This is a genomic window from Leucobacter chromiiresistens, from assembly GCF_900102345.1.
Lineage (GTDB): Bacteria > Actinomycetota > Actinomycetes > Actinomycetales > Microbacteriaceae > Leucobacter > Leucobacter chromiiresistens.
Genome location: NZ_FNKB01000002.1, coordinates 319,873 through 345,091 on the forward strand (window position 1 = coordinate 319,873; position 25,219 = coordinate 345,091).

25 protein-coding genes and 1 other RNA gene are annotated in these 25,219 nt (G+C 69.4%); 19 read left to right on the forward strand and 7 right to left on the reverse strand.

Annotated elements, in window-relative coordinates; translation table 11 throughout:
- Position 1: 1 nt before the first annotated feature.
- Both BLT44_RS14505 and BLT44_RS14510 read right to left on the reverse strand, forming a co-directional pair.
- Entirely contained in the window at positions 2 to 838 is an 837-nt protein-coding gene (locus tag BLT44_RS14505) for an inositol monophosphatase family protein (RefSeq protein ID WP_010156565.1), read from the reverse strand.
- Positions 839 to 930: 92 nt separating this feature from the next.
- A complete protein-coding gene (locus BLT44_RS14510; RefSeq protein ID WP_010156566.1) occupies positions 931 to 2,160 on the reverse strand; it encodes an ammonium transporter in 1,230 nt (409 codons plus the stop codon).
- Between the two features lie 324 nt (positions 2,161 to 2,484).
- Here BLT44_RS14510 and rpsO point away from each other — a divergent pair, with 324 nt between their 5' ends.
- Entirely contained in the window at positions 2,485 to 2,754 is a 270-nt protein-coding gene (rpsO, locus tag BLT44_RS14515; RefSeq protein WP_010156567.1) for a 30S ribosomal protein S15, read from the forward strand.
- 127 nt (positions 2,755 to 2,881) lie between these two features.
- Here rpsO and BLT44_RS14520 read toward each other — a convergent pair whose 3' ends face one another.
- On the reverse strand, positions 2,882 to 3,562 hold the full coding sequence (locus tag BLT44_RS14520) for a hypothetical protein (protein WP_010156568.1): 681 nt from the start codon (positions 3,560 to 3,562) through the stop codon (positions 2,882 to 2,884).
- A 333-nt stretch (positions 3,563 to 3,895) separates the two neighbouring features.
- Between BLT44_RS14520 and BLT44_RS14525 the strand changes: the two genes are divergently transcribed.
- Entirely contained in the window at positions 3,896 to 4,960 is a 1,065-nt protein-coding gene (locus BLT44_RS14525) for a hypothetical protein (RefSeq protein WP_010156569.1), read from the forward strand.
- A 185-nt stretch (positions 4,961 to 5,145) separates the two neighbouring features.
- Here the strand turns inward: BLT44_RS14525 and BLT44_RS14530 are convergent, their stop codons facing one another.
- Positions 5,146 to 6,540: an aspartate aminotransferase family protein gene (locus tag BLT44_RS14530; protein ID WP_029608250.1), complete on the reverse strand. Its 1,395-nt coding sequence runs from the start codon at positions 6,538 to 6,540 to the stop codon at positions 5,146 to 5,148.
- Between the two features lie 2 nt (positions 6,541 to 6,542).
- On the reverse strand, positions 6,543 to 7,010 hold the full coding sequence (locus BLT44_RS14535) for an Lrp/AsnC family transcriptional regulator (RefSeq protein ID WP_010156571.1): 468 nt from the start codon (positions 7,008 to 7,010) through the stop codon (positions 6,543 to 6,545).
- Between the two features lie 257 nt (positions 7,011 to 7,267).
- On the opposite strand from BLT44_RS14535, the gene BLT44_RS14540 reads away from it, so the two are divergent.
- From BLT44_RS14540 to BLT44_RS14560, 5 genes are all read left to right on the forward strand, one after another.
- Entirely contained in the window at positions 7,268 to 8,470 is a 1,203-nt protein-coding gene (locus BLT44_RS14540; protein ID WP_010156572.1) for an ABC transporter substrate-binding protein, read from the forward strand.
- On the forward strand, positions 8,467 to 9,654 hold the full coding sequence (locus BLT44_RS14545) for an ABC transporter ATP-binding protein (protein ID WP_010156573.1): 1,188 nt from the start codon (positions 8,467 to 8,469) through the stop codon (positions 9,652 to 9,654). Before BLT44_RS14540 ends, BLT44_RS14545 begins: the two co-directional genes overlap by 4 nt.
- A gap of 12 nt (positions 9,655 to 9,666) precedes the next feature.
- Positions 9,667 to 10,527 (forward strand): ABC transporter permease, encoded by an 861-nt coding sequence (locus BLT44_RS14550; protein WP_010156574.1) that lies wholly within the window; start codon positions 9,667 to 9,669, stop codon positions 10,525 to 10,527.
- Positions 10,524 to 11,324: an ABC transporter permease gene (locus BLT44_RS14555; RefSeq protein ID WP_010156575.1), complete on the forward strand. Its 801-nt coding sequence runs from the start codon at positions 10,524 to 10,526 to the stop codon at positions 11,322 to 11,324. The genes BLT44_RS14550 and BLT44_RS14555 overlap by 4 nt, the downstream gene beginning before the upstream one ends.
- A 152-nt stretch (positions 11,325 to 11,476) precedes the next feature.
- Positions 11,477 to 12,892 carry an APC family permease gene (locus tag BLT44_RS14560; protein ID WP_010156576.1) on the forward strand — a complete coding sequence of 472 codons (1,416 nt, stop codon included), beginning with the start codon at positions 11,477 to 11,479 and terminating at the stop codon, positions 12,890 to 12,892.
- Positions 12,893 to 12,918: 26 nt separating this feature from the next.
- Here BLT44_RS14560 and yczE read toward each other — a convergent pair whose 3' ends face one another.
- Positions 12,919 to 13,563, reverse strand: coding sequence for a membrane protein YczE (gene yczE / locus BLT44_RS14565; protein WP_010156577.1), 645 nt, complete (start codon positions 13,561 to 13,563; stop codon positions 12,919 to 12,921).
- 61 nt (positions 13,564 to 13,624) lie between these two features.
- Between yczE and yczR the strand changes: the two genes are divergently transcribed.
- The 11 genes from yczR to BLT44_RS14620 all read left to right on the forward strand — a co-directional run bounded on the left by yczR (position 13,625) and on the right by BLT44_RS14620 (position 23,951).
- On the forward strand, positions 13,625 to 15,103 hold the full coding sequence (yczR, locus tag BLT44_RS14570) for a MocR-like transcription factor YczR (RefSeq protein ID WP_074690444.1): 1,479 nt from the start codon (positions 13,625 to 13,627) through the stop codon (positions 15,101 to 15,103).
- Between the two features lie 89 nt (positions 15,104 to 15,192).
- Positions 15,193 to 16,302 (forward strand): peptide chain release factor 2, encoded by a 1,110-nt coding sequence (gene prfB / locus BLT44_RS14575; RefSeq protein WP_010156580.1) that lies wholly within the window; start codon positions 15,193 to 15,195, stop codon positions 16,300 to 16,302.
- A gap of 87 nt (positions 16,303 to 16,389) precedes the next feature.
- Positions 16,390 to 17,550, forward strand: a complete 1,161-nt coding sequence (gene ftsE / locus BLT44_RS14580; protein ID WP_010156581.1) for a cell division ATP-binding protein FtsE — start codon at positions 16,390 to 16,392, stop codon at positions 17,548 to 17,550.
- Positions 17,547 to 18,461: a permease-like cell division protein FtsX gene (gene ftsX / locus BLT44_RS14585; protein ID WP_029608253.1), complete on the forward strand. Its 915-nt coding sequence runs from the start codon at positions 17,547 to 17,549 to the stop codon at positions 18,459 to 18,461. Before ftsE ends, ftsX begins: the two co-directional genes overlap by 4 nt.
- A 79-nt stretch (positions 18,462 to 18,540) precedes the next feature.
- Positions 18,541 to 19,017, forward strand: a complete 477-nt coding sequence (gene smpB / locus BLT44_RS14590) for an SsrA-binding protein SmpB (RefSeq protein WP_010156583.1) — start codon at positions 18,541 to 18,543, stop codon at positions 19,015 to 19,017.
- On the forward strand, positions 19,014 to 19,652 hold the full coding sequence (locus BLT44_RS14595; protein ID WP_231291539.1) for a TetR/AcrR family transcriptional regulator: 639 nt from the start codon (positions 19,014 to 19,016) through the stop codon (positions 19,650 to 19,652). The genes smpB and BLT44_RS14595 overlap by 4 nt, the downstream gene beginning before the upstream one ends.
- A gap of 142 nt (positions 19,653 to 19,794) precedes the next feature.
- Positions 19,795 to 20,165: a transfer-messenger RNA gene (gene ssrA, locus BLT44_RS14600) on the forward strand.
- A 125-nt stretch (positions 20,166 to 20,290) separates the two neighbouring features.
- Complete coding sequence (locus BLT44_RS14605) at positions 20,291 to 21,787, forward strand: amino acid permease (RefSeq protein WP_010156585.1); 1,497 nt, start codon at positions 20,291 to 20,293, stop codon at positions 21,785 to 21,787.
- 73 nt (positions 21,788 to 21,860) lie between these two features.
- Positions 21,861 to 22,466 carry a hypothetical protein gene (locus BLT44_RS14610; protein WP_010156586.1) on the forward strand — a complete coding sequence of 202 codons (606 nt, stop codon included), beginning with the start codon at positions 21,861 to 21,863 and terminating at the stop codon, positions 22,464 to 22,466.
- Positions 22,467 to 22,530: 64 nt separating this feature from the next.
- Positions 22,531 to 23,280 (forward strand): YcnI family copper-binding membrane protein, encoded by a 750-nt coding sequence (locus BLT44_RS14615; RefSeq protein ID WP_074690446.1) that lies wholly within the window; start codon positions 22,531 to 22,533, stop codon positions 23,278 to 23,280.
- Positions 23,277 to 23,951 carry a copper resistance CopC family protein gene (locus BLT44_RS14620; RefSeq protein WP_083352005.1) on the forward strand — a complete coding sequence of 225 codons (675 nt, stop codon included), beginning with the start codon at positions 23,277 to 23,279 and terminating at the stop codon, positions 23,949 to 23,951. The genes BLT44_RS14615 and BLT44_RS14620 overlap by 4 nt, the downstream gene beginning before the upstream one ends.
- Before the next feature lie 34 nt (positions 23,952 to 23,985).
- Here BLT44_RS14620 and BLT44_RS14625 read toward each other — a convergent pair whose 3' ends face one another.
- The gene (locus tag BLT44_RS14625) at positions 23,986 to 24,999 is read right to left on the reverse strand and encodes a GTP-binding protein (protein ID WP_010156588.1); all 1,014 of its coding nucleotides are present in this window, start codon (positions 24,997 to 24,999) and stop codon (positions 23,986 to 23,988) included.
- 83 nt (positions 25,000 to 25,082) lie between these two features.
- On the opposite strand from BLT44_RS14625, the gene ykgO reads away from it, so the two are divergent.
- A complete protein-coding gene (gene ykgO / locus BLT44_RS14630) occupies positions 25,083 to 25,205 on the forward strand; it encodes a type B 50S ribosomal protein L36 (protein ID WP_010156589.1) in 123 nt (40 codons plus the stop codon).
- Positions 25,206 to 25,219 lie beyond the last annotated feature (14 nt).

Here is a 25,219-nt window from a genome sequence, read left to right on the forward strand (position 1 = left end):
GTCAGGCGCCGAGTGCGAGCGAGCGCAGCTCCTCCACGAGACCGGCCGATCCCACCACCATGAAGGGCTCGCCCGGGGGCGTCGCCGCGTCGCGCCCGATCAGCGTCGCGCCCGCTTCGCTCGCGATGAGCACCCCGGCCGCGTAATCCCACGGCTGCAGGCCCTCCTCGTAGTAGGCGTCGATGCGGCCGGCGGCAAGCATGCAGAGGTCGTACGCGGCCGAGCCGTTGCGGCGGATGTCGCGCGCCCGCGGGATCACGCGCGCCACCATCTCGGCCTGCCGCGTGCGGCGCTCCACGGTGTAGCCGAAACCGGTGGCCACGAGCGACACCGACAGGTCCTCCTGGCCGGTGATGCGGATCGGCTCGCCGTTGCGGGTCGCCCCGCCGCCCTGCCAGGCGACGAACAGCTCGTCAGTGCGGGGGTTGCACACCGCACCCGCAATGGCGCGCCGCCCGTCGGCGTACGCGGCGTCATCGGCGACCGTCGCCGCGATGCTCACGGCGTACGCCGGAAGATCGTAGAGGTAGTTGACCGTGCCGTCGATCGGATCGATCACCCAGGTGACGCCGCTCGACCCCTCGATGCCGGTGCCCTCCTCGCCCAGGATGCCGTCGTCGGGACGCACCTCCTGGATCGCCGCGACGATGAGCCGCTCCGACTCCTGATCGGCCGCCGTCACCACATCCGTCGCACTCGACTTGCTCGCGGCGACCGAGACGCCCTGCGCCCGGAGTTCGAGGATGCGCGCCGCAGCCCGCTCGGCGATGCGCGCCGCGATCTCGGCGAGGCCCTTCGCGTCGTGATCGGTCGAAGCGGCTGCGGGGGAATCGGTCATGGCCCCGAGCCTAGCCCCTCGCGCGGCCGGGTGCGGGCAGCAGAACGGGGCCCGAGCGTCATCGACCGGGCCCCGCGTTCTTGGGAGATGGATCAGCGCGTCGGCGCCGGCACCACCTCGGGGGAGGCGTACGCGTACGCCTCTTCGCCGTGCGCGGCGAAGTCGATCCCGGCCTCCTCCACCTGCGGCGGCACCCGCAGGCCGGTGACGAGCTTCACGCCGAGCGCGATCACCAGGGAGACGACGAAGGAGTACACCATCACCGAGACCACCGAGATCGCCTGCACCAGCAGCAGCCCAGCGTCGCCACCGGTGAAGAGCCCGTCGGAGAAGGCGAAGAAGCCGAGGTAGAGCGAGCCGATCACGCCGGCGACCAGGTGCAGGCCCACGACGTCGAGCGAGTCGTCGTACCCGAGGCGGTACTTCCACTCGATGGCAACGGCGCACGCCATGCCCGCGATCAGGCCGAGCAGCAGAGCCCAGACCGGCGCCAGGCTCGCCGCTGCCGGGGTGATGGCGACGAGACCGCCGACCGCTCCCGACGCCGCACCGATCACTCCGGGCTTCTTGCCGCGCATCACGTCGACGAGGATCCAGCCGACGATGCCGGCGGCCGGAGCGGCGAGCGTGTTGACCAGGATCAGACCGGCCTCTCCGGTCTCGGTCGCCAGGCCACCGTTGAAGCCGATCCAACCGAACCAGAGCAGGGCCGCGCCGATCGTCACGAGCGGGATGCTGTGGGGCTGGTGCGATCCCTTGCCGAACCCGATGCGCTTGCCCGCCACGAGAGCGAGGGCGAGCGCGGCAGCGCCGGCGTTGATGTGGATCACCGTGCCACCCGCGAGATCGATCACATCGGGCAGGCCCAGGGTGCTGCCGAGGTTCTGGATCCAGCCCCCGCCCCAGACCCATGCGGCGACCGGGAAGTACACGAGAGTGGCCCACACGCCCGAGAACAGCACCCAGGAGCCCAGGCCGACGCGGTCGGCGATCGCGCCCGAGATCAGCGCGGTGGTGATCATCGCGAAGACCGCGCCGAAGCCGACGCTGATGTAGCTCGCCGGGTCGGTGCTGATGAGGCCGAAGTCCTTGAACGGGTTGCCCGCGAAGCCGCCCTCGCCCTCGGCGAAGTAGTTCATGCTGTACCCGAAGAGGATCCACAGCACCCCGACGACGCCCATCGCGCTCACGCTGAAGAGCATCATGTTGACGACGGAGCGCACGCGCACGAGGCCGCCATAGAAGAGGGCGAGCCCCGGGGTCATGATCAGAACGAGTGCCGCGCTCGTCAACGTCCACACATCTGAGGGGGTGAGTTCCATGCTGATGCCTTTCTCTCGAGCGGACCAGGTCCGCCGCAGTGGAACCAGTGTGCGCCGCCGCTGTTTCGCAACCGTCTCACCGTCGTTTCCGCGCCGTACCGGGTGTGTTTCGGTCGGATGACGGGCGCGCACGCCGGGGGAGGGGGCGCGCTGAGGCGGCGGGCGCAGCGCGCGTGCTCGGGGGCGCAGTGCGCGACCCCGGCGTGCGCAGCGCGCAACGCCGATCGGTGATAGGCTGTGCAGGTTGCCGTTCGAACGGCCGCGGATAAAGAGAGCCCCAGCACCCCGCTGACGGCGCCGCGCAGCAAGAGGAAGGGGATCCCTATGGCACTTGAAGCAGATGTCAAGAAGGCGATCATCGAAGAATACGCGACGAAGCCCGGCGATACCGGTTCCCCTGAGGTTCAGGTCGCCATGCTCAGCCGTCGCATCAAGGACCTGACCGAGCACCTCAAGGAGCACAAGCACGACCACCACTCGCGTCGTGGCCTCCTGCTGCTCGTCGGCCAGCGTCGTCGTCTGCTGGGCTACCTCCAGAACGTCGACATCGAGCGCTACCGCTCGCTCATCGAGCGCATCGGTCTGCGCCGCTAGTCTGCAGGTCCTCCGGCGATCGCCGGAAGCACCATCTGCGAAGCGCCCGTCACCTCACGGTGGCGGGCGCTTCTGCGTTGCGGGTGCGGCTGCGCCGCGGGCCGGGCCGGCCCGCTCGCGGCTCCCGTCAGTAGAACCAGGGAGCGCCCATCACGAGGCCCCCGACCCACGAGAAGACGAATGAGAGGAAGCCGACCGCGACCGCCACGGCGGCCCCGATCGCTGCCCACCGCCAGCGGGTGAGGCGTCGCACCACGAGACCGACGACCGCCAGCGCGCCCGCGACGATGAGGAGCAGCGCATTCGTTCCCGATATGGCGGCGGAGATCGCGGAGAACGAATCCGAGGTCGCGGCCGCGCGGTAGAGCGCGGGGGTCAGCAGCGGGATGAACGTGGTGAGCAGCAGGAGCACCAGCGCGATGATGCCCGGAACGTTCAGGCTGCCCGCGGCGCTCTGGCTGCGCTGCTGCTGGGGTCCCGCCTGCGTGTACCGCTGCTGCGCGTCCTGCGGCTGGGTGCCCGGCTGCGCGTACTGCGGTTGCGCGTACTGCGGTTGCGCGCTCGGCTGCGCGTACTGCTGTTGAGTACCCTGCTGCCCGTGCTGGTGCTGCGCGTACTGCGGCTGAGCGTATTGCGGCGCCTGCTGGGACTGCTGCGGCGCTTGCTGGTACTGCTGCTGCGCTGCTTGCTCCGGCCATGACTGCTGCGAGTCGGGCTGCGCGAACTGCGGCTGCTGCGACGGCTGCGGCCCGTGCTGGGGCGGCTGCGCCTGCGAGGAGTGGGGCTGCTGGGGCTCGGAGCTGCTCATAGTGCGAAGCTTATCCGCGACGCCGCGCTTCTGCCGAGACTGCGTCCCATTCGCCGAGCGCGAGCGCTTTCCGCTGAGACCGAGACTTATTCGCCGAGCGCGAGGGTTTCCGCTGAGACCGAGGGTTTCGCGCCGTGCCAAGGCCTCGATGTCATCGCGAACCCTCGGTCTCGATGACGGGGACAGGGGGCCATGCTGCAGACGGGAGCCGGATCCGGCATCATCCTCAATCATCTTCGCGCACATGAGCACGCATCGCCTCGAACTCGTGCGACTTCGAGCATGCTGTGGAGAACGAGGTACATCCGGCGAGTGGGCCGCCACGATGCTCGTATGGAGCATGTCACCGATACCGATCGCATTCGACGAACCCGAGGCCAACTCATCTTTCTCAGGGAGGCGCTGGACGACACGGAGTCACGCGCAGCGCAGGCGGGCGTGCGGGTGGGGCAGCTCGCGCGGGTGATGCGCGGCTGCTTCGTGGCGGCGCCGGTGTGGGACGCGTGGTTTCCGGAGCAGCGACTGCTCGCGCGCACCATCGCGGTCGCCGAGATGAATGCGCGATTCGATCCGCTGTTCTCGCATCAATCGGCCGCCGTGCTCTGGGGGCTTCCCCTGTTCCGCGTGCCCGACCTGCGCGTGCACGCATTGACGCCGGCGGAGTCGCCTGGGCGCAGCTCGGCGACGGTGATGCGGCATGCGGCGCTGTGGCACGCAGAGGAGGAGACGCGCATCGCCGGAGTCCGCGTGACCAGTCTCACCCGCACCGTGCTCGATCTCGCCCGTGCCGCGGAGCCCGTGACGGCGATCGTGGCCGCCGACGCGGCGCTGCGGGCACTGTTCACCTGCCGCGCCGGTGGTCGGGACGAGGAAGCGGAAGAGGCGTGGCGCTCGATGCAGCTGCGGCGCCTCGACGAGATGCCGGGGGGTCGCGGCGTGCGGCGCGGGCGCAGCATCATCGAGCTCGCCGACGGGCGGTCGGACTCGCCCGCGGAGAGCGTGAGCCGGCTGTACCTGGCGCAGCTGGGGGTTCCGGTCGAAATCCAGGTGCCCGTCGTCGGCTCGAACGGTGCGCAGTACCGAGTCGACTTCGAGTTCATCGGGCAGTGCACGTTCGGCGAGGTGGACGGCCGCGTCAAGTACCTCGATCCCGCGCTCCGGGGCGGGCGCACTGCGGAGGAGGTGGTGCTGCAGGAGAAGGAGCGGGAGGACGACATCCGCGGGACGACCGGCAACGGACTGGTCAGGTGGGGATCGGCGCACCTGTCGGGCGCGCGCAGCCTCGGCATGCGGCTGCGGGCGTTCGGGGTGCGGGTGCCGAAGCTGGAGGGCGTGGTCGCGACCGGTGCTGCGCGCGATCGTGATCCTCGAAGACGCGAGCGCGAGCGGTTCCGCTGAGACCGAGCGTTCCGCACCGTGCAGAAGCCTCGCTCTCAGTGCGAACCCTCGGTCTCGCGCATGGTCGGCCGGGCGCACCGGCGCCGCTCGCGAGCACGCGCCCGGCGCCGCGCACGCGCCCGCACGCAGAAACGGGTGCGGCCCCCTCGCATTCGCGAGAGGGCCGCACCCGTCCGGGAAGCGCCTCAGATCTTGGAGGACGCATCCTTCAGCACGCTGCGGAGGATGCCGCCGATCTCGGCGAACTCCGACGGACCGATGGTCAGCGGCGGAGCGAGCTGGATGACGGGGTCTCCACGGTCGTCGGCGCGGCAGTAGAGGCCGGCCTCCCACAGTGCGGGGGAGAGGTAGTCGCGGAGCAGTCGATCCGACTCTTCCTCGTTGAAGGTCTCCTTGGTGGCCTTGTCCTTCACCAGCTCGATGCCGAAGAAGTAGCCCTCGCCGCGCACGTCGCCGACGATGTCGATGTCGAGCAGCTTCTCGAGCTCGGCGCGGAACAGCGGGCTGTTCTCGCGCACGCGGCCGTTGAGATCCTCTTCCTCGAAGATGTTGAGGTTCTCGAGGGCCGCGGCCGCCGCCGCCGGGTGACCGGCGAAGGTGAAGCCGTGGTAGAAGGTGTTCTCGGTCGAGTTGAACGGCTCCGACACCTTGTCCGAGACGATCATAGCGCCCAGGGGCACGTAGCCCGAGGTGATGCCCTTCGCCGACGTGATGATGTCGGGCTCGTAGCCGAGGGCCTTCGAGGCGAAGAAGTCGCCGACGCGGCCGTAGGCGCAGATGACCTCATCGGAGACGAGGAGCACGTCGTACTGATCGCAGATCTCGCGCACGCGCTTGAAGTACCCGGGGGGCGGGGGGAAGCAGCCGCCCGAGTTCTGCACCGGCTCGAGGAAGACGGCGGCGACGGTGTCGGGGCCCTCGAAGAGGATCGCCTCTTCGATGCGGTTCGCGGCCCACTGGCCGAAGGCCTCGAGGTCGTCGGAGGGGGCGCCCATCTCGTCTGCGCGGTAGAAGTTCGTGTTCGGCACGCGGTGACCGCCCGGGGTCAGCGGTTCGTAGAACTTCTTCATGTCGGGGATGCCGGTGATGGCCAGCGCGCCCTGCGGGGTGCCGTGGTAGGCGACCGAGCGCGAGATGACCTTGTGCTTCATCGGCTGGCCCTTGATCTTCCAGAAGTGCTTCGCCAGCTTGAACGCCGACTCCACAGCCTCGCCACCACCGGTGGTGAAGAAGACCTTGTTCATCTCGCCGGGCGCGTAGCTCGAGAGACGCTCGGACAGCTCGATCGCAGCCGGGTGGCCGTACGACCAGATCGGCATGAAGTCGAGCTGCTGCATCTGCTTGGCCGCGGCCTGCACGATGCGCTCGCGGCCGTGGCCGGCGTTGACCACGAAGAGGCCCGCGAGCCCGTCGATGTACTGCTTGCCGTGCGAGTCGTAGATGTGGTGGCCCTCGGCGCGCGTGATGACGGGGATGCCGTCGTTGAGCACCTTGCGGTTGGTGAAGTGCGGCCACATGTGCTTCTTGGCCGAGGCCTGGAGCGCGGCGGTGTCCACCGCTGCAGTGGGATCGTAAGACATGGTTATCGTGTTCCCCAGTCGTATTTCTGTTTGGTGAGTTGGAGGTAGACGAACGATTCGGTCGACGCAACGCCTTCGATCTTGCGGATCTGTTCGTTGAGCAGTTCGATCAACCCGTCGTCGTCCTCGCAGACGACCTCGGCGAGGATGTCGTAGGAGCCCGCGCTGAGCACGACGTAACTGATCTCCGACATTTCAGCGAGGCGGTCGGCGACGACCCTGGTGTCGCCGGAAACGCGGATGCCGAGCATGGCCTGGCGGGTGAAGCCCAGGCGCATCGGGTCGGTCACGGCAACGATCTGCATGACTCCGGCATCCGTGAGCTTCTGCACGCGCTGACGCACGGCGGCCTCGCTGAGGCCCACCGCTTTGCCGATCTCGGCGTACGATCGACGGCCATCGCGCTGGAGTTGCTCGATGATCGCTTTCGACGTGGGATCGAGCGCCGGCGCATTGCGTTTGCTGCTCACGCTTCTGATTCTTGCAGTCGAATCGCAAAAGCGCAAAGGAATCCGAAGAATACGGATCGCGATTCAGCGTATTTCCACGTTCTCGGGCGCGCGCCGTCGGCCTGCGTCTCCGTACGGTAACCGTTCGATGACGAAACCGGGTCGCGCGACGGCGGCTCTTGGCAGGGCGTCGGGTCTATGCCATATTCGAGGCACCCCTGGCACCGCCGCCTGACGGGTGGTGTGCCGTCGCATATGAGAATCAAGGGAGATATCTCATGGTCTTTCGTCAGCCCGAAGATCCCATCATCCGCGACATCGTCCGGATGATCAGAGGTCAGCAACTCGACCGCCGTCAGCTCCTGCGGGGCGCTGCCGCGGGAGCCGTGGGCCTCGGGGCGCTCGGCCTGAGCGCATGCTCGGGCGGCGGAGGGGGCGGCGGGGGCGACGGCGTGATCTGGGGCAACTGGACGTACTACCTCGACTACGACGACGCGGCCGGCACCTACCCCTCGCTCGAGCAGTTCCAGGAGCAGGCCGGGTACGAGGTGCAGTACGTCGAGGACATCGACGACAACAACACCTTCTACGGCAAGATCAAGGATCAGCTGCAGCTCAGCGACCACACGGGCTACGACACGATCACGATGACCGACTGGATGAATGGCCGTCTCATCACCGCCAACCAGGTGCAGGAGTTCGACTACGGCAACCTGCCGAACGTGACCGCGAACCTCGTCGACGCGCAGTGGGACGCCCTCGACGTCGATCCGGGCCGCAAATTCTCGATCCCGTGGCAGCTCCCCGCGACCGCGTGGGTGTGGAACACGGAGGCGGTGCCGAACGGCATCAAGACCCTCGACGACTTCCTGGATCCGAAGCTCAAGGGCAAGGTCGTGGTGCTGAGCGAGATGCGCGACACCGTGGGGCTCATTCTGGCCGGGCTCGGGCACGACCCCGGCGGGCAGTGGGGCGATACCGAGTTCGACGCCGCGATGGCGTGGCTCGACGACGCGCTGCAGAGCGGGCAGATCGGCAACGTGAAGGGCAACAGCTACACGCAGGATCTGATCACGGGGGATGCGCTCGCCGCGATGGCGTGGTCGGGCGATGTGATCATGCTGAACGCCGAGAACGACAATCAGTGGACGCTGGAGATCCCGGAGTCGGGCGGCATGATCGCCGCCGACTCGTTCACCGTGCCCAACGGCACGTCGCCCGAGGCGAAGGCGCGCGTCGAAGAGCTCATCGACTTCTACTACGACCCCGAGATCATGGCGCAGGTCGCCGACTACGTGACGTACGTCCCCCCGGTGAAGGGCACGCAGGAGGCGATGCGGCAGGTCAACCCGGAGAACGCCGACAACCCGCTGATCTTCCCGAGCGAGGAGGACTGGGAGCACCTGCGTCCGTTCCGCACGCTCACGGCCGAGGAGGACAAGAAGTACTCCACCCAGTTCCAGAACGTGCTGGGGCTGTGAGCGTGGCGGATCGGAGCGGGTTCGCGGAGGCGGGGGCCGACCTCCGGCTCGAGGGGATCCAGAAGCGCTTCCCGGGCTTCACCGCCATCGAGCATCTCGACCTGACCATTCCCGCCGGCTCGTTCTTCGCGCTGCTCGGCCCGTCGGGGTGCGGCAAGACGACGACGCTGCGGCTCGTCGCCGGGTTGGAGGACGCGACCGCGGGCCGCATCCTCATCGGGGGCTCCGACGTGACGCAGCTGACCCCGCACCGCCGGCCGGTGAACACGGTGTTCCAGTCCTACGCCCTCTTCCCGCACATGTCGGTGCTCGAGAACGTCGCGTTCGGGCTGCGGCGGCGCCGCGTCTCCGACGCCGCCGCGAAGGCGCACGAGGCGCTGCGGCTGGTCGAGCTCGACCACGTGGCCGATCGCAAGCCGCAGCAGCTGTCGGGGGGTCAGCAGCAGCGCGTCGCGCTGGCACGTGCGATCGTGAACCGCCCCGCGCTGCTGCTGCTCGACGAGCCCCTCGGTGCGCTCGACCTGAAGCTGCGCCGCCAGATGCAGCAGGAGCTGAAGCAGATCCAACAGGAGGTCGGACTCACCTTCCTGCACGTCACCCACGATCAGGAGGAGGCCATGACGATGGCCGACACCGTCGCGGTGATGCATCGGGGGCGGATCGAGCAGATGGGCGCGCCCGAGGATCTGTACGAGCTGCCGCGCACCGTGTTCGTCGCGAACTTCCTCGGGCAGTCGAATCTGTTCTCCGTGCAGGTCTCCGGCTCGACCGACCGGGTGCTCCGCACCGAGTTCCCGGGCGCGCGGCTGGCGGTTCCCCGTGATCGCAGCGAGCGGAGCAGCGGGCGGATCACGGTGGGCGTACGGCCCGAGAAGCTGACGCTCGCCCACGCGGAGCCCCCGCAGGACGCGCAGCTCAACGCCCTCGGCCCGGGCCGGGTGACCGACGTCTCCTTCATCGGCGTGAGCACCCAGTACACCGTTGCCGTGCCGGGGGCGGGCGACGTGCAGGTCTTCGCGCAGAACCTGCAGGCCGGGCCGACCGCGGCGCTCGGCGACGAGGTCTGGCTGAGCTGGCGCGTCGACCACACCTTCGGCCTGGCGGACGATCCGCTCGACACCGGCACCGTCGACTCCGAGCTCTCGACGCGGGCGATCGCGTCGCAGGCCGCGCTCGCCGAGTAGGAGGAGACGATCATGGCATTCACCGCGTTCTCGGCGAGCGCGAAGCAGCTGGATCAGACTCCGCGCAAGCGAGGGTGGGTGGCGCTCCTGCTGCTCGCCCCGGGCGTCGCGTACATGCTGCTGTTCTTCGTCGCTCCATTCGTGCAGCTCGCGCTGACCTCGCTGCAGGCCCCCGCCGACACGGGCGGCATCGGCCAGTACGTCGCGGCCGCGCAGTTCTCCAACTACTGGGCGGCGATGCAGGAGTACTGGCCCCATCTCGCGAGGTCGTTCGCGTACGCGCTCACCGCGACGGTCATCGGGCTGCTGATCAGCTACCCGCTCGCGTACCTCATCGGCGTGAAGGTGCGGTCGCGGCCGATGCTGCAGGGGATCCTGCTGATCCTCGTCATCGCCCCCTTCTTCATCAGCTTCCTGCTGCGCACGCTCGCGTGGAAGGCGATCCTCCCGAGCGAACTGGTGGGCACGCACTTCTCCGTGATCTTCGGTCTCGTCTACAACTTCATCCCGTTCATGGTGCTGCCGATGTTCGCGTCGCTGCAGGCGCTCGATCTGCGTCTCCTCGAGGCGGGAGCCGATCTGTACGCGTCTCCGCTCACCACCTTCCGCCGGATCACGCTGCCCCTCTCCATGCCGGGCATCGTCTCGGGCACGCTGCTCAGCTTCATCCCGATGTCGGGCGACTACGTGAACGCGTCGCGCGAGTTCCTGGGCGGCACGTCGACGACCATGATCGGCAACGTCATCGAATCGAACTTCCTGCAGACGCAGAACTACCCGATGGCCGCGGCGCTCTCCATCATGCTCATGGTCGTCATCCTCGTGCTCGTCGCCACGTACGTGCGCAAGAGCGGGGTGGAGGACCTGCTGTGAAGCGATTCAGTCTCGGAAAGGCGTTCGTCCCGGTCGTGAGCACGATCGTGCTCATCTACCTGCTGCTGCCGATCCTGCACGTCATCGTGTTCTCCTTCAACGAGTCGGGGCGCAACAACATCCTCTGGCGGGGGTTCACGCTGCGCAACTGGGAGAACCCCTGCGGCGCTCCGCAGGTGTGCACCGCGTTCGGCAACAGCATCCTCGTCGGCGTCGTCGCCACGGTGATCGCGACCACGCTCGGCACGCTGATCGCGATCGCGCTCGTGCGGTACCGCTTCCGGGCGAGATCGACCGTCAGCCTGCTGCTCTTCACGCCGATGGCGACGCCCGAGGTGGTGCTGGGCGCCGGTCTCGCCGCCCAGTTCCTGCTCGCGGGGGTGGAGAAGGGGATCGGCACCATCATCCTGGCGCACACAATGTTCTGCATCTCGTACGTGGTGGTGGCGGTGAAGGCGCGCGTCGCGAGCCTCGACCCCGCCATCGAGGAGGCGGGGCGCGATCTCTACGCCTCTCCGATGCAGGTCTTCTGGCGCATCACGCTGCCGATGCTCGCACCGGGCATCATCGGCGCGGCCCTGCTGAGCTTCGCCCTCTCCTTCGACGACTTCATCATCACGAACTTCAACTCGGGCACGGCGACGACGTTCCCGAAGTTCATCTACGTGTCGGCGCTGAAGGGCGTGCCGGCGCAGGCGAACGTGCTGGCGTCGATCGTGTTCGTCGCAGCGCTGCTGCTCGTGATCGTCGTGCAGATGGTGAACATCTCCCGTCGCAAGCGACTCGCTCGGGCGTAGCGGTGCGGGCCTGGCGTGCGCGGGGCGCGTCAGGCTTGCGCCGGGGGCCGCGCGGGTGCAAGATGTGTGCTTGGCGAATTCCTCGTCGCCGCACCAGGGCTGCCGAGCGGATTCATGTCGCGCGACGCAGCTGCGTTCTTGAAGGAGAGAACATGTCCGCTCTGTCTGCACCGGCGTCATCGAACGGTGCTCGTCTCAAGCGCAGCCTCGGGCTCTGGGCCATCGTGGGCCTCGGCCTCGGCTACATGACCCCCACCGTGGTGTTCGACACGTTCGGCCTGGTGGCCCGAGACACGAACAACGTCGTGCCGCTCGCCTACACCGTGGCGCTGATCGTCATGATCTTCACGGCGATCAGCTACGGGAAGATGGCGGGGGCGATCCCCAGCGCCGGGTCGGCGTACACGTACGCGCGCGAATCGATGCATCCGAACGTCGGCTTCCTCGTGGGCTGGACGGCGCTCATCGACTACATGCTGCTGCCGATGGTGAACTGCCTGATCCTGCGCAGCTACCTCGAGGCGTTCTTCCCCGGCGTCCCCGGAGCCGTGTGGGTCATCGTGTACGTGCTGTTCGTCACGACCGTCATCTACCTCACGATGCGCGGCACGTCGAACGTCAACATGCTGCTGCTCATCTTCTCGATCGTCGTGATGGCGATCTTCGTGCTCATGGTCATCCTGCAGCTCTCGGGCGGAGCCGGCGAGAACGGCGTCGTGACGATGCGGCCCTTCTTCCACGACGGCGTGGAGTTCGGCGCGGTGCTCGCCGGGGCGACGATCGTCTGCTTCTCGTTCATCGGCTTCGACGCGGTGACCATGTACGCGGAGGAGGCGAAGACGCCGAAGATCATGCCGAAGGCGATCCTGCTGACCGTGGTCATCGGCGGCGCGATCTTCCTCGTCGCCAGCTTCTTCACGCAGCAGCGGTTCCCCGATTGGAACGAGTTCGCCCCGGGCGGCGACATGCAGTACGTGGAGGACAGCACGCTGCCGATCATCGGCGATCTCGTCGGCGGCAAACTGCTCTCCGCGGTGCTCACCGCAGCCGGGTTCGCGGCGACCCTCGCGTCGGGGCTCGCGTCGCACGCCTCGGTGTCGCGCATGCTGCTCGTCATGGGCCGCAACAACGTGCTGCCGCAGAAGTTCTTCGGGTACGTGAACCCGCGCACCCACACGCCGACCTTCAACATCGTGCTCACGGGAGCGATCTCCCTGCTCGCGATCGCCTTCACGCTCGAGATGATCGCGGCGTACATCAACTACGGTGCGCTGATCGCGTTCACCTTCGTCAACCTGTCGGTGATCGCGTGGTTCGCGATTCGCCAGGGGCGCAGGCGCACGCCGAAGGACATCTTCACGTACATCGTGATGCCGGTGCTCGGCACGCTGCTGACCGGACTGCTGTGGGTCAACCTCGACGGCCACGCGCTGCTCGGCGGACTCATCTGGAGCGCGCTCGGCTTCGTGTACCTGATCGTGATCACCCGCGGCTTCCGCCGCAAGGTGGCGTCGTTCGACGAGAGCCAGCCGGTGACGGGGTTCAACAAGGTGTCGGCGGGCGAGTAGCCCCGTGCGCCGAGGCGCCCGCCGCGTCAGGCCCGGAGAGGCTTCTCCTCGGGCGGTGCGGCGGGCGTCGTCGCGCGGGCCCCGCGGTCGCGTCGGATCGCGCGGGGCGCGAAGAGCGGCAGCGTGATCGAGCAGAGCGGGCCGATGAGCGCGGCGAACACCACGGTGCCGATGCCGACGTTGCCGCCGAGGGCCCAGCCGATCAGCAGCACGGTCACCTCGACGGCGGTGCGGCCCGCCCAGATCGGCGTGCCGAAGCGCAGGTGGATGCCGGTCATCAGCCCGTCTCTCGGGCCCGGGCCGAGGTCGGCGCCGATGTAGACGCCGCTCGCGACGGCGAGCAGGAGCAGTCCGATCGTGAAGTAGGCCACGCGCAGCCACAGCGCGTCGGGGGTGGGCAGCAGCCAGAGCCCGAGCTCGATGCCCGGGCCGACGAGCAGGATATTGAGCAGCGTGCCGATGCCGGGCTTCTGGCGGAGCGGCCACCAGAGGAGCAGCACGAGCAGGCCGATGAGGTTGGTGAGCAGGCCGATGCCGAGGCCCGTCTGCAGCGAGAGGCCCTGTGCGAAGACCGTCCACGGGTCGACGCCGAGCGCGGCCTCGATCATGAACGCGTCGGCGACGCCGTAGAGCAGCAGGCCGGGGATGAGCTGGGCGAGTCGTCGGATCACGGTGCCAGTCCAGCGCTGATTGGCATTGCCCGCAAGAGGCCACTTCGCATACAGTGGCCGCATGCCCGAGATGTGGACTGCCCAGCGGCTGAGCGCGCGCCGTCTCGCCGACCTCCTCGGCCGCTGGCGCGGCGCCGGGCACGGCTACCTCGAGCTCGCCGACAGCGTGGCGCTCCTCGTGCGCGACGGGCGCGTCGTGCCGGGAACGACGCTGCCCGCCGAGCGCCCCCTCTCCGAGACCCTCGGCGTGAGCCGCACCACGGTCGCCGCCGCGTACCAGCGGCTGCGCGACGCAGGGGTCGTGCAGTCGCGTCGCGGATCGGGCACTGTCGTACGCGGCTCCGGGGCGACGCGGGACGGCCTCTGGTCGGGCACGATCAGCGGAATCGACCTGTCGAGCGCCTGCCCCGAACCCTGGAGCGGGCTCGCGGCGCTCAACGCGCGCGCCGCCGAGGAGCACGCGGCCGCCTTCCAGCTCATCGGCTACGACACGCTCGGGCTCCCCGAACTGCGCGCCGCGATCGCCGAACGCTACGCGGCCCGCGGGCTCCCGACGGCCCCCGAGCAGATCATGGTGACGCTCGGCGCGCAGCACGCGATCTTCCTCATCGCGCGCACGCTGCTGCGGCGCGGGGATCGCAGCCTGGTCGAGTCGCCCAGCTACCCGCACGCGCGAGAGGCGCTCGCCGCGATGGGGGCGCTCGTCGCCGAGCTGCCCGTGGGGGCTGGCCGCGGCGGGCCCGAGAGCGGGTACGACGCGGCGAGCCTGCTGGAGATCGCCGAGCGCACGTCGCCGAGGCTCGCCTACCTGATCCCCGATCACCACAACCCGACCGGCCTGCGCATGCCGGACGCGCTGAAGTCGCGACTCATCACGGCGCTCGCCGGCGCGGGCGCCTACGTCATCGCCGACGAGACGACCGCGGAGCTCGCCCTGGGGGAGCCGCAGCGGATCGCACCGTTCGCCGCGCACGCCGAGCAGGAGCACCACCAGGATGCGATCCTCACCGTCGGGTCGCTCGGAAAGACGGTGTGGGGCGGATTGCGCGTGGGGTGGATCCGCGCCGCTCCCGAACTCATCGGGAGGCTCGAGGCCTCCCGCCGCATCGGCGATCTCGGCACCGGCGTCTGGGAGCAGGTGCTCGCACTGCACGCGCTGGAGCAGTACGACGACATCCTCGCCGAGCGGACGCGGCAGCTGACCTCCCGCCACCGCGCGCTCATCGCCGGTCTCGCGGAGCGCTTGCCCGAATGGCGCCCGTCGCCGGCCGTCGGCGGCGTCTGCGTATGGGTCGACATCGGCGAGCGGGCCAGCTCGCGCCTCAGCCGAGCCGCAGCGGAGCTCGACCTGCACCTGCCGCCCGGCCCGCGCTTCGGGAGCCCGGGCACGTTCGAGCGGTTCGTGCGCCTCCCGTTCTCGGCGCCCGAGGCCGCGCTCGACGAGGCGCTGCGGCGTCTCGCGCGGGCCTGGGACGGCGGCTCGGGCGCGGCGGGCGTCGGCCGCACGTTGACGCCCGCCTTCACCGAAGCCGTCATCTGACGCTCTGCCGCCCCCGAGCGGCGGGGAATGCGGAACGAGCACCCGTGCGACCCGCGGAATCCCCGCTCCGGCGAGTAAGCTTGAGCACCATGCTCGACCTCGACTTCTCCGCCCGCATCCGCGCACTCCGCTCGACGTTCGCCGACATCGCCGCGGTGCTGGATCTGCCCAAGCTCGATCGCGAGATCGCGGACCTCGAGGAGCAGGCCGCCGCCCCCGACCTGTGGGACGACCCCGCGGCCGCCCAGAAGGTCACGAGCGGGCTCTCGCACCGGCAGGCCCGCGTGAAGCGGGTGCGGGGCGTGGAGCAGCGTCTCGACGACCTCGAGGTGCTCGTCGAGCTCGCGCAGGAGGCCGACGACGCCGACTCCGCCGAGGAGGCCGCAGCGGAGCTGGTCGCGCTCGAGAAGGTCATCCAGGATCTCGAAGTGCAGACCATGCTCTCGGGGGAGTACGACGAGCGCGCCGCCGTCGTCACGATCCGCTCGGGCGCGGGGGGCGACGACGCCACCGACTTCGCCGAGATGCTGCTGCGCATGTACCTGCGCTGGGCCGAGCAGCACGACTACCCGACGAAGATGCTCGACACGTCGTACGCCGAGGGTGCGGGGATCAAATCGGCCACGTTCGAGATCGACGCGCCGTACGCGTTCGGCACCATCTCGGTCGAGGCGGGCACGCACCGACTCGCCCGCATCAGCCCGTTCGGGTCGGCCGACAAGCGCCAGACGAGCTTCGCCGGCGTCGAGGTCATCCCGCTCCTCGAGGAGGCCACCGAGGTGGAGGTGCCCGAAGCCGACATCCGCGTCGACGTCTACCGCTCCTCGGGCCCGGGCGGCCAGTCGGTGAACACGACCGACTCCGCGGTGCGCATCACCCACCTCCCCTCGGGCATCGTCGTCTCCATGCAGAACGAGAAGTCGCAGATCCAGAACCGCGCGGCCGCGATGCGCGTGCTCCAGACCCGGCTGCTGCTGCTGCAGCGCGAGCAGGAGGCGGCCAAGAAGAAGGAGCTCGCGGGCAGCGTCACCGCGAGCTGGGGCGATCAGATCCGCTCGTACTTCCTGTACGGCCAGCAGCTCGTGAAGGATCTGCGCACGGGGCACGAATCCTCGCAGCCGGAGGCGGTCTTCAACGGCGACCTCGACGGGTTCATCGCCGCCGGGATCCGGTGGCGCTCGCTCGCCAAGAACGACTGATCGCGCGACTGGGAGTTCGCCCGAAGCGGCCCCGCTCCAGCGCGCCTCAGCATCGGCGCGGTCGGCAGGGCGTACAGTCGTCTCGTCATGATCCTCTTCGAGAACGTCACCAAGAAATACCGGGGCACCGCGAAACCCGCGCTCGACGGTATCGACCTCCGGGTCGATCGCGGCGAGTTCGTGTTCATCGTGGGCGCCTCCGGTTCGGGTAAATCGAGCTGCCTGCGGCTGATCCTGCGCGAGGATCAGCCGAGCGCCGGCAAGATCCACGTGCTGGGGCAGGATCTCAGCAAGATCTCCTCGCGCAAGGTTCCGTACTTCCGCCGCAACCTCGGCACGGTCTTCCAGGACTTCCGACTCCTCACGAACAAGACGGTGTACGACAACGTGGCCTTCACGCTGCAGGTGATCGGCAAGTCCCGCGGCTTCATCCAGGAGGCCGTTCCCGACACGCTCGAGATGGTCGGGCTCGCGAATAAGGCGAAGCGCTTCCCGCACGAGCTCTCGGGCGGCGAGCAGCAGCGCGTCGCGATCGCGCGCGCCATTGTGAACAAGCCGGCGATCCTCATGGCCGACGAGCCGACCGGCAACCTCGACCCCGCCACCAGCCTCGGGATCATGCAGCTCCTGCGCGCGATCAACGCGGCGGGAACGACGGTCGTCATGGCGACCCACGAGGCGACCTTCGTCGACATCATGCAGCAGCGCGTGGTCGAGCTCTCGCAGGGCGTCGTCGTGCGCGACGAGGTCGGCGGCGGGTACGGCGAGACCGCTTCGATCCCGATCGCCGACCTCTCCGACGAGAGCGTGCAGGTGCTGCGCACCTCGGAGGCCGTCGTGCGCGCCGCTCTGGCGCCCGAGATGCTCGGCGATACGGCCGGCTCGGCGGCGGTTCAGGATGCGGCGGAGCGCGATCCCGCGCTCGTCGAGGCCGCGGCGGAGGTGGTGGCCGCGGCCGCACCCGAGCCCGAGGTCGAGGAGCCTCGCCAGCCGCAGGCACCCGAGGCGGAGCGGCAGCGGGAGGCCTCGGTCTTCGAGGAGCCCCGCCCCTTCGGCGATGACGACGAGGACGAGGACATCGACGAGACGGTGCACGCCGACGGCCCGCGCGGCCGCGGCATTCCGAGCTTCCTCGAGCCGGCGCGTCCCCTCGACCCCGTGCAGATGGCGGAGACGGGCAGCCTCGCCGAGCACCTCGGGCTCAAACGAACCGACGACGACCAGACGGATGTGGGGCCCGTGCGATGAGGGTGGGACTGGTACTCGGCGAGGTCTGGAACGGCTTCCGCCGCAATCTCTCCGTGGTCATCTCGGTGGTGCTCGTGACCTTCGTGTCGCTCACCTTCGTGGGCGCCGCGATTCTGATGCAGCTGCAGATCCAGCAGATGAAGACGTTCTGGTTCGACCGTGCGCAGGTCGCGGTGTACCTCTGCACCGACTACGACCAGAGCGCCACGTGCTCGGGCACGGATGCGGGGGAGGAGGAGATCGCCGCCGTGCAGGCCGCGCTCGACTCGGACACGCTCGCGCCGTACATCGAGGACACCTTCTTCGTCGACCACGAGCAGGCGTACGAGGAGTTCACGAAGCAGTTCGAGGGCAACCCGATCGTCGAGATCACGAGGCCCGAGCAGCTGAACCAGACGTTCTGGATCAAGCTGAAGGATCCGTCGCGCTCCGACATCATCCAGGAGACGTTCGCGGGCATCCCCGGGGTGCAGAGCGTCTCAGACCAGCGGAGCCTCCTCGACCGCATCTTCCTGTTCCTGGGCGTCGCGAGCTACACGGCCATCGCGATCGCCGGCCTCATGCTCATCGCCGCGATGCTCCTGATCTCGACGACGATCCGCCTGTCGGCCTACTCGCGGCGCCGGGAGATCGGCATCATGCGTCTCGTCGGGGCGTCGAACCGCTTCATCCAGACGCCCTTCATCTTGGAGGGCATCATCGCCGCGCTCATCGGAGCGGTGCTCGCGAGCGCCGCCTCGGTGGCCATCGTGAAGTTCTTCGTGCAGGGCTTCCTGGCGCAGGAGGTGCCGTTCACGAGCTACATCACGGTCGAGCAGTCGCTCGTGGTGCCGCCGATCCTCGTGCTCGTCGGCGTCGTGCTCTCGGCCATCGCCGCGAAGATCGCGATCACCCGCTACCTGCGGGTGTAGCGGGCGCCGGCGGCTGCGCGGGCGGATCGCGCGGCGCGCTATGCTGGGAGGTCCGGCCGCGCGAGAGAGAGGATGTGCCATGCCCAAGGAGACCGGCGAGAAGCTGATTGCCTCGAACAAGAAGGCCCGGCACGAATACCAGATCCTCGACACGTTCGAGGCCGGGATGGTGCTGACGGGCAGCGAGGTGAAGTCGCTGCGCATGGGGCGCGCCTCGCTCGTCGACGGGTACGTCTTCATCGAGAACGGGGAGGCCTGGCTCGATGCCGCCTACATTCCCGAGTACCTCAACGGGTCGTGGACGAATCACGCCCCGCGGCGCAAGCGCAAGCTGCTGCTGCACCGGCATGAGATCGACAAGCTCTGGCAGAAGACGCGCGAGGGCGGCATGACGATCGTGCCGCTCAAGATGTACTTCCTCGACGGCCGTGCCAAGGTCGAGGTCGCCCTCGCGCGCGGCAAGCGCGAGTACGACAAGCGGCAGACGCTGCGCGAGCAGCAGGACAAGCGAGAAGCCGAGCGCGCCATGCGTCAGCGCAACCGCATGGGGGAGTGACCCGCGTGGGAGATCCCGCGACGTCGAACCGGGTGCGCAAACCCGCGGAGGCGCGCCGGGCCGAGATCGTCGCCGAGGCCGCTGCCATCGCCCTGCGGGACGGCCTCGAAGGGGTGACGCTGCGCGCCGTCGCGGTGCCGCTCGGCGTGCGGCCGGGCCTCATCAGCCACTACTTCTCCGCGGTGGAGGGGCTCGTCGTCGAAGCCTTCGTGCTCGCCGTCACGGCGGAGCGCGACTGGCTCTTCGGCGACGACGACGCGCCGCTCGCGCAGATGGCGGGCTTCGTGCGCCGCGCCGAGAGCCCCGAGGCCGTCGAGCTGTGCCGGCTCTGGCTCAACGCCCGCCATCTGGCGCGCGCCATGCCCAGCCTCGCCACCGCGATCGACGAGCAGGAGACGCTCGATCGGGTGCGGATGGTCGCGCTGATCGAAGCCGGGGTGGCGAATGGCGACTTCGCCGCGGACGACCCGGTGGGGGCGAGCACCCGCATCTACATGGCGGTCGATGCTCTCGGCGTCTACGCCAACAACGCCGCGCCGTTCGAGCACCCCGCCCTCCGGCACTTCGTCTCCGACGTGGCGGAGTGGAGCCTCGGGCTCCCGCCGCGTACGCTGCAGGCGGAATCGGGTCGGTGACCCCGCACCCGTTGGTGAAGCAGTTTGCTGGTAGACTTGTCGTTCCGGCGCTTCGCCGGTGGAGTCGGCCTGCGAGCCGGACTGACAAATCCACAGTGCATGATGCGAACGTCCCGACCGCGCCGCCACGGCGGCGCTCCACGGGGCCGATCGGTTTCGACACGTCGATTTTGAGACTGTGAGAAGCGGGCCGAGGACGCGGAGTTATCTCGTAAACGCCCTTCGCAAACCATAGGTGCCAACGTTAAGCGCACCGACTTCGCTCTCGCTGCCTAAGCACGAGACCGAGTCCGTCAGAGCGGGTGGGCTTCCGGCCCGCTTCTGGCGTCATTAAGGGAGCTCGCTGGTGCGTCGCGTCTCAGGGCGCACCGGGACTTGCACTGAGACTGGGCCTGTCGCGCTAGGTGTTCGTGGCGAAGTGCGGGGCCGAGTAGAACGTTTTCACGAACTACGCTCGTAGAAGGCACGGAATCGTCGAAGTGGACCGGGGTTCGATTCCCCGCGGCTCCACCGATGCGTTCGCATCATGCACTGGGCTTCTCGGCCCTCGGGAGCGGCAGGCGCGGCAACCGGGAGGCGCGGGAGCGCTCCGATCCGATACCGTACAGATGCGGGTGACGAAAGGAACGCATCGGATCATGACGAACTCCCACGTGCAGGCCCCTCGCGAACCGGGGCTGGAGCGGGCTCTCAGCAATCGCCACATCCAGCTGATCGCGATCGGCGGCGCGATCGGCACGGGGCTCTTCATGGGTTCGGGCAAGACGATCTCGGTGGCCGGCCCCTCGGTCGTGCTGGTCTACATGATCATCGGGTTCATGCTCTACTTCGTGATGCGCGCGATGGGCGAGCTGCTGCTCAGCCGCACGCACTACCGCAACTTCGCCGACTTCGCGGGCGACATCCTGGGCCCGGGAGCGGCCTTCTTCCTCGGCTGGACCTACTGGTTCTGCTGGGTGGTGACGGGGGTCGCCGACGTCATCGTGATCTCCTCCGTCTACATCACGTACTGGCTGCCCGTGCTGCCGACCTGGATTCCGGCCGTCGCGGTGATCGTGCTGCTGATGCTGCTGAACCTGCCGTCGGTGCGCGGCTTCGGCGAAACCGAGTTCTGGTTCGCGATGGTGAAGATCGTCGCCATCGTGGCGCTCATCGTGGCGGGGATCGTGCTGATCGCGACCGGCTTCACGAACGAGTACACCGATGCGCGCACCGGCGAGAGCATCGTGGGCACGGCGTCGCTGATGAATCTCTTCGCGGTCGGCGGCGGCTTCTTCGGAGGCGGGTTCATGGGGTTCGTCATGGGGTTCCAGATCGCGGTCTTCGCATTCGTGGGGGTCGAGCTGGTCGGAACGACCGCTGCCGAGACGCGGGATCCCGAGCGCAACCTGCCGCGCGCCGTGCGTGCGATCCCGATCCGCATCCTGCTCTTCTACGTCGGGTCGCTGGTGATCCTCATCTCCGTCGTGCCGTGGGTGGCGTTCAGCAAGGACGAGTCGCCCTTCGTGATGCTCTTCTCCCTCGCGGGCATCGGTGCGGCGGCGCACCTCGTGAACCTCGTGGTGCTCACCTCGGCGGCCTCGTCGGCGAACTCGGGCATCTACTCGACTTCGCGGATGGTGTACACGCTCGCCACGAGCGGAGACGCGCCCCGGGTGTTCTCGAGGCTGACCCGCGCCCGCGTGCCGCGCAACGCGCTGTTCCTGACGGGCGTGCTGCTGCTGAGCTCGCTGGTGCTGCTGCTCACCGGGCTCGACAAGTCGGCGGGCTTCTCCATCGTCACGACGATCTCGTCGCTCTGCTTCATGTTCGTCTGGACGATGATCCTGATCAGCTACCTCGTGTACCGCCGGCGCCGCCCGCAGGATCACGCGGGGAGCGCGTTCAAGATGCCGCTCGGCACGACGATGCCGTACATCGTGATGGCGTTCTTCCTGTTCCTGCTGTGGGCGTTCACGCAGGATCCCGAGACGCGCGCCGGCCTGATCGCGACGCCGGTGTGGTTCGTCGTCGTGGGGATCGGCTACCTCGTGCTGCGCAAGAACTCCGCCCACGCGAAGCTGCGCGCCGATCATGCGACGCAGGTGGCGGAGGAGCGCGCCGCCGCTTCGGCGTGGCGCGCGCACCGGGCGTGACGCGTCGGGTCTGAGCCGGCGCTCGACGCGGGGTCCGACTCGGCGCTCGTCGCGACCGGGGTAGGATCGGAGCGTGACGACATCGCGAGCCGAACGGACGAGCCGCGGGCTCGTCGTCGCGGCCCTCGCCTCGTTCGTCGCGATCTTCTCCCACACGGTCGCGGACGGCGGATCGGTGCCGGTGCTGGGCGCCGTGCTCGCCCTCGCGTTCGCGGCTCCCGTGTGCATCGCGCTCGCGGGCCGGAGGCTCTCGTGGGCGCGCCTGTCGGTCGCCGTCGCCCTGAGCCAGTTCGCGTTCCACGGCCTGCTCGTCGCCGGGCTCGGCGGGGGGTCGTTCTCGTTCGGCGGCGCAGCGCATCTGCATCGCGCCGGTGCGATCGCGCAGCGCCTCGCCTCGGATGCGCCGGAGGCCGTGCTCCACGTCGATCACGCCGGGGGCGCGATGTGGGTCGCGCACGCGTGCGCGGCGCTCGTCACGGTGCTCGCGATCGGCGCGGGGGAGCGAGCGCTCGTCGCGATCCTCGGGCACGGACGGCTCCGCCGGGTCGCCGCACTGCTCGACTGGACCCCTCGTGCGGAGGGCGCCACCCGCCCGCTGCTGGCGGCCTGGCGCTGCAGTGCGCCGCGCCTCGCCATCCTGACTGAGCTGCGACGGAGGGGCCCGCCGCTGGCGGCCTGACCCCGCACGCATTCATCGCGGTCGGCGCAGTGCCGCCCGCACTCAGTCAAACGGAGATCATCCCATGCAGCACACCCGTACCCAGAAGTTCACGCGCCTCGCCGTCGGTGTCGGCGCCGGCGCCGTTCTCGCGCTGGCCGCGCCGCTCGCGGCCTCGGCCCACGTCACCGTGACGCCCGATCAGGTCGACGCCGGAGGCTGGTCGTACCTCACCTTCCGCGCGCCCACCGAGTCCGACACCGCGAGCACGACGAAGCTCGAGTTCCACCTGCCGAAGGACACGCCGTTCACCCACGTCTCGTACCAGCCGGTCGCGGGCTGGACGGCGGAGGTCTCGGAGGAGACGCTTCCCGAGCCCGTCGACGTGCTGGGCAACGAGGTCGCCGAGGCCCCGACGGAGGTCGTCTACACGGCGGAGGACGGCGGCATCGAGCCCGGGCAGGTGCAGATGTTCACGCTCTCGGTCGGCCCCGTCGCCGACACCGGCAGCATCGTCATCCCCGTCACGCAGACCTACAGCGACGGCACGGTGGTGGAGTGGGCGGCGACGCCCGAGCAACTGGAGGAGGACGACACGCTCGATCCCGCCCCCGTGCTCTGGGTGAACGACGCCCCGCCGGCCGATGACCACCACGGCGCGTCGGGCGGCCACGACGACGAGCAGGGCGCCGCGGCGGGAGCGGGGACCGCAGAGGCGGCCGGCTCGACGAACGGCGTCACGCTCGGCTTGAGCGTCGCGGCGCTCGTGATCGCCGCGGGCGGCGTGCTCCTCGGCGCCGTCGCGCTCGCGCGCTCGCGCAGGGCCGCAGAGTGACCCAGCCGGGCAGCAGCAGCGGGCTCGCTCCGCGCCGCAGCACCGCGCCGCGCCGCAGCGCCGCGCCGCGCCGGGCGGTGCTCGTCGCTGCCGGCGCCCTCGTCGCTCTCGTCGGTCTGCCGGTAGCGGCGACGGCGGCGTCGGCGCACGACCAGCTCGTGAGCGCCGACCCGGTCACGGGCGCCACCGTCGAATCGCTCGACGAGATCACGCTGCAGTTCAACAACTCGCCCCTCGGGTTGGAGGGCAGCAACCTGGTGCGCGTGATCGGCCCGGACGGGAGCTACTACGAGACGGGCTGCCCGGCCGTATCGGGCCCCACCGTGTCGACCCCGCTGGCGCTCGGCCCCGCCGGCGATTACGAGGTGCAGTGGCGCGTCGTCTCGTCCGACGGCCACCCGATCGCGGAGAACTACACGTTCTCGTACGAGCCCGCCGGCGACGCCGAGGCGGGTGCGGGCTCCGCCGAGCCCGCCTGCGGCGAGGCCGAGCAGTCCGCCGCCGCCGGGGCGGCTGAGCAGACGGACGCGGCGCAGCCCGAGAGCCGCGAGGCGGAGACCGCGAGCCCGGTGAACGGGCTCTGGCTCGGCGTTGGTGTCGGCGGTCTGGCCGTCCTCGCGGTGGCGGTCGCCGTCTTCGTGATCCTGCGCCGGCCGCGCCCCCGCGAGTGACGGGAGCCGCGCCCGCGTCGGCGTGAGACGCGCGCTACCCGCGCGACTCGTCGACGGAGAGCCATGCGGGGAAGGGGTCGGGCAGCATCCGCCAGCTGCCCGGCCCCGCCGCGAACTCCGCATCGGTGAGTGCGGCACCGTCGAGTGCGGCGGTGAGCGCCACCGGTTCGAGGTCGATGCCGATGAACGCGAGATCCTGCCCGATCGCGAGGAGCTCGGCCTCCGCGCTCACCGCGTCGCCGCCGATCGGCTCGAAGGAGATGACCCTGCCGATGTGGTCCCAGCTCGCGACGCGGCTCGGCCGGGTGGCGAGCCGGCAGAACCCGGCTGACCGCACGACGAAGCCGAACTCCCCGGGTTCGATGCGGCGATCGAGCACCGCCTGCAGGCGGCCCGGGTGCAGCGGCCGCTCGTGGGTGTAGCGCACAGCGGAGACGCGCGGGTCGCTCATGTGCGGGTCGTGCTCGCCGTTCAGCAGCGCCACCCATCCCGGCCCGTCCTGCTGCGGCGAGAGCGCCGGCGGCGCCGAGACGGGTTCGTGCCCCGCCTGGTGCAGGCTCAATCGCGAGCGCGGCGCGAGGTGGTTCGCGAGCGCCATGATTGTCGAGAGGTGCGCGGTCGGGAGCGACTCCCAGTTCACGAAGACGATCTGCGTGGAGTACTCCATCTGGCTGACGAGCAGCTCGGCGCGCGCGACGTGCACGCCGCTGCTCCGCATCGGGAGGTAGTCGTCGCGCATCACGTCGGTGAGGAAGTGCACGGCATCGACCACGCAGACGAGGTGGATCAGCTGCACGCGGTCGGGCTCCGCGCCGAACGCGCCGATCGCCTCGGTCGCGCGCACGTCGGTCGGGAGCTCGATGACGGCGCGCCTCGACGCTCCGGCCCACGGGGCGAGCGCGGCGGCCTCGAGCAGCGGGTCGGGGTGGTGGGCTAGCCGAGCGGCGGTGATGAGCGCGGCGCCGGTGTGCGCGGCCCGGCGTGCGGCAAGCGCGCGGCGCTCCGGAGCGCACGCCCCCATCACTGCGGTGATCTCGATGGTGTGCATGTGGTCCTTTCTGGAGCGAGAGCGCGGATGTCCGCGCACATCACTATACTGATAATAATTATCAATAAGCCGAGAGGGGCATTATGAAGGTTCGCGCATCGCTCGCATCGCTGAAGCGACAGCCGGGGGCGCAGGTTGTGCGGCGCCGGGGTCGCGTCTACGTGATCAACAAGGCCAACCCCCGCTTCAAGGGACGCCAGGGGTAGCAGTTCCTCTGGAC

Bases quoted from the DNA above. Each gene is read 5' to 3' on its own strand.
- BLT44_RS14510 (WP_010156566.1), bottom strand. From the start codon at position 2,160: ATGGAACTCACCCCCTCAGATGTGTGGACGTTGACGAGCGCGGCACTC.
- ykgO (WP_010156589.1), top strand. From the start codon at position 25,083: ATGAAGGTTCGCGCATCGCTCGCATCGCTGAAGCGACAGCCGGGGGCG.
- BLT44_RS14550 (WP_010156574.1), top strand. From the start codon at position 9,667: ATGGCATTCACCGCGTTCTCGGCGAGCGCGAAGCAGCTGGATCAGACT.
- BLT44_RS14605 (WP_010156585.1), top strand. From the start codon at position 20,291: ATGACGAACTCCCACGTGCAGGCCCCTCGCGAACCGGGGCTGGAGCGG.
- BLT44_RS14530 (WP_029608250.1), bottom strand. From the start codon at position 6,540: ATGTCTTACGATCCCACTGCAGCGGTGGACACCGCCGCGCTCCAGGCC.
- BLT44_RS14625 (WP_010156588.1), bottom strand. From the start codon at position 24,999: ATGCACACCATCGAGATCACCGCAGTGATGGGGGCGTGCGCTCCGGAG.
- BLT44_RS14560 (WP_010156576.1), top strand. From the start codon at position 11,477: ATGTCCGCTCTGTCTGCACCGGCGTCATCGAACGGTGCTCGTCTCAAG.
- rpsO (WP_010156567.1), top strand. From the start codon at position 2,485: ATGGCACTTGAAGCAGATGTCAAGAAGGCGATCATCGAAGAATACGCG.
- ftsX (WP_029608253.1), top strand. From the start codon at position 17,547: ATGAGGGTGGGACTGGTACTCGGCGAGGTCTGGAACGGCTTCCGCCGC.
- smpB (WP_010156583.1), top strand. From the start codon at position 18,541: ATGCCCAAGGAGACCGGCGAGAAGCTGATTGCCTCGAACAAGAAGGCC.
- prfB (WP_010156580.1), top strand. From the start codon at position 15,193: ATGCTCGACCTCGACTTCTCCGCCCGCATCCGCGCACTCCGCTCGACG.
- yczR (WP_074690444.1), top strand. From the start codon at position 13,625: ATGCCCGAGATGTGGACTGCCCAGCGGCTGAGCGCGCGCCGTCTCGCC.
- BLT44_RS14540 (WP_010156572.1), top strand. From the start codon at position 7,268: ATGGTCTTTCGTCAGCCCGAAGATCCCATCATCCGCGACATCGTCCGG.
- BLT44_RS14520 (WP_010156568.1), bottom strand. From the start codon at position 3,562: ATGAGCAGCTCCGAGCCCCAGCAGCCCCACTCCTCGCAGGCGCAGCCG.
- ftsE (WP_010156581.1), top strand. From the start codon at position 16,390: ATGATCCTCTTCGAGAACGTCACCAAGAAATACCGGGGCACCGCGAAA.
- BLT44_RS14615 (WP_074690446.1), top strand. From the start codon at position 22,531: ATGCAGCACACCCGTACCCAGAAGTTCACGCGCCTCGCCGTCGGTGTC.
- BLT44_RS14505 (WP_010156565.1), bottom strand. From the start codon at position 838: ATGACCGATTCCCCCGCAGCCGCTTCGACCGATCACGACGCGAAGGGC.
- BLT44_RS14525 (WP_010156569.1), top strand. From the start codon at position 3,896: ATGGAGCATGTCACCGATACCGATCGCATTCGACGAACCCGAGGCCAA.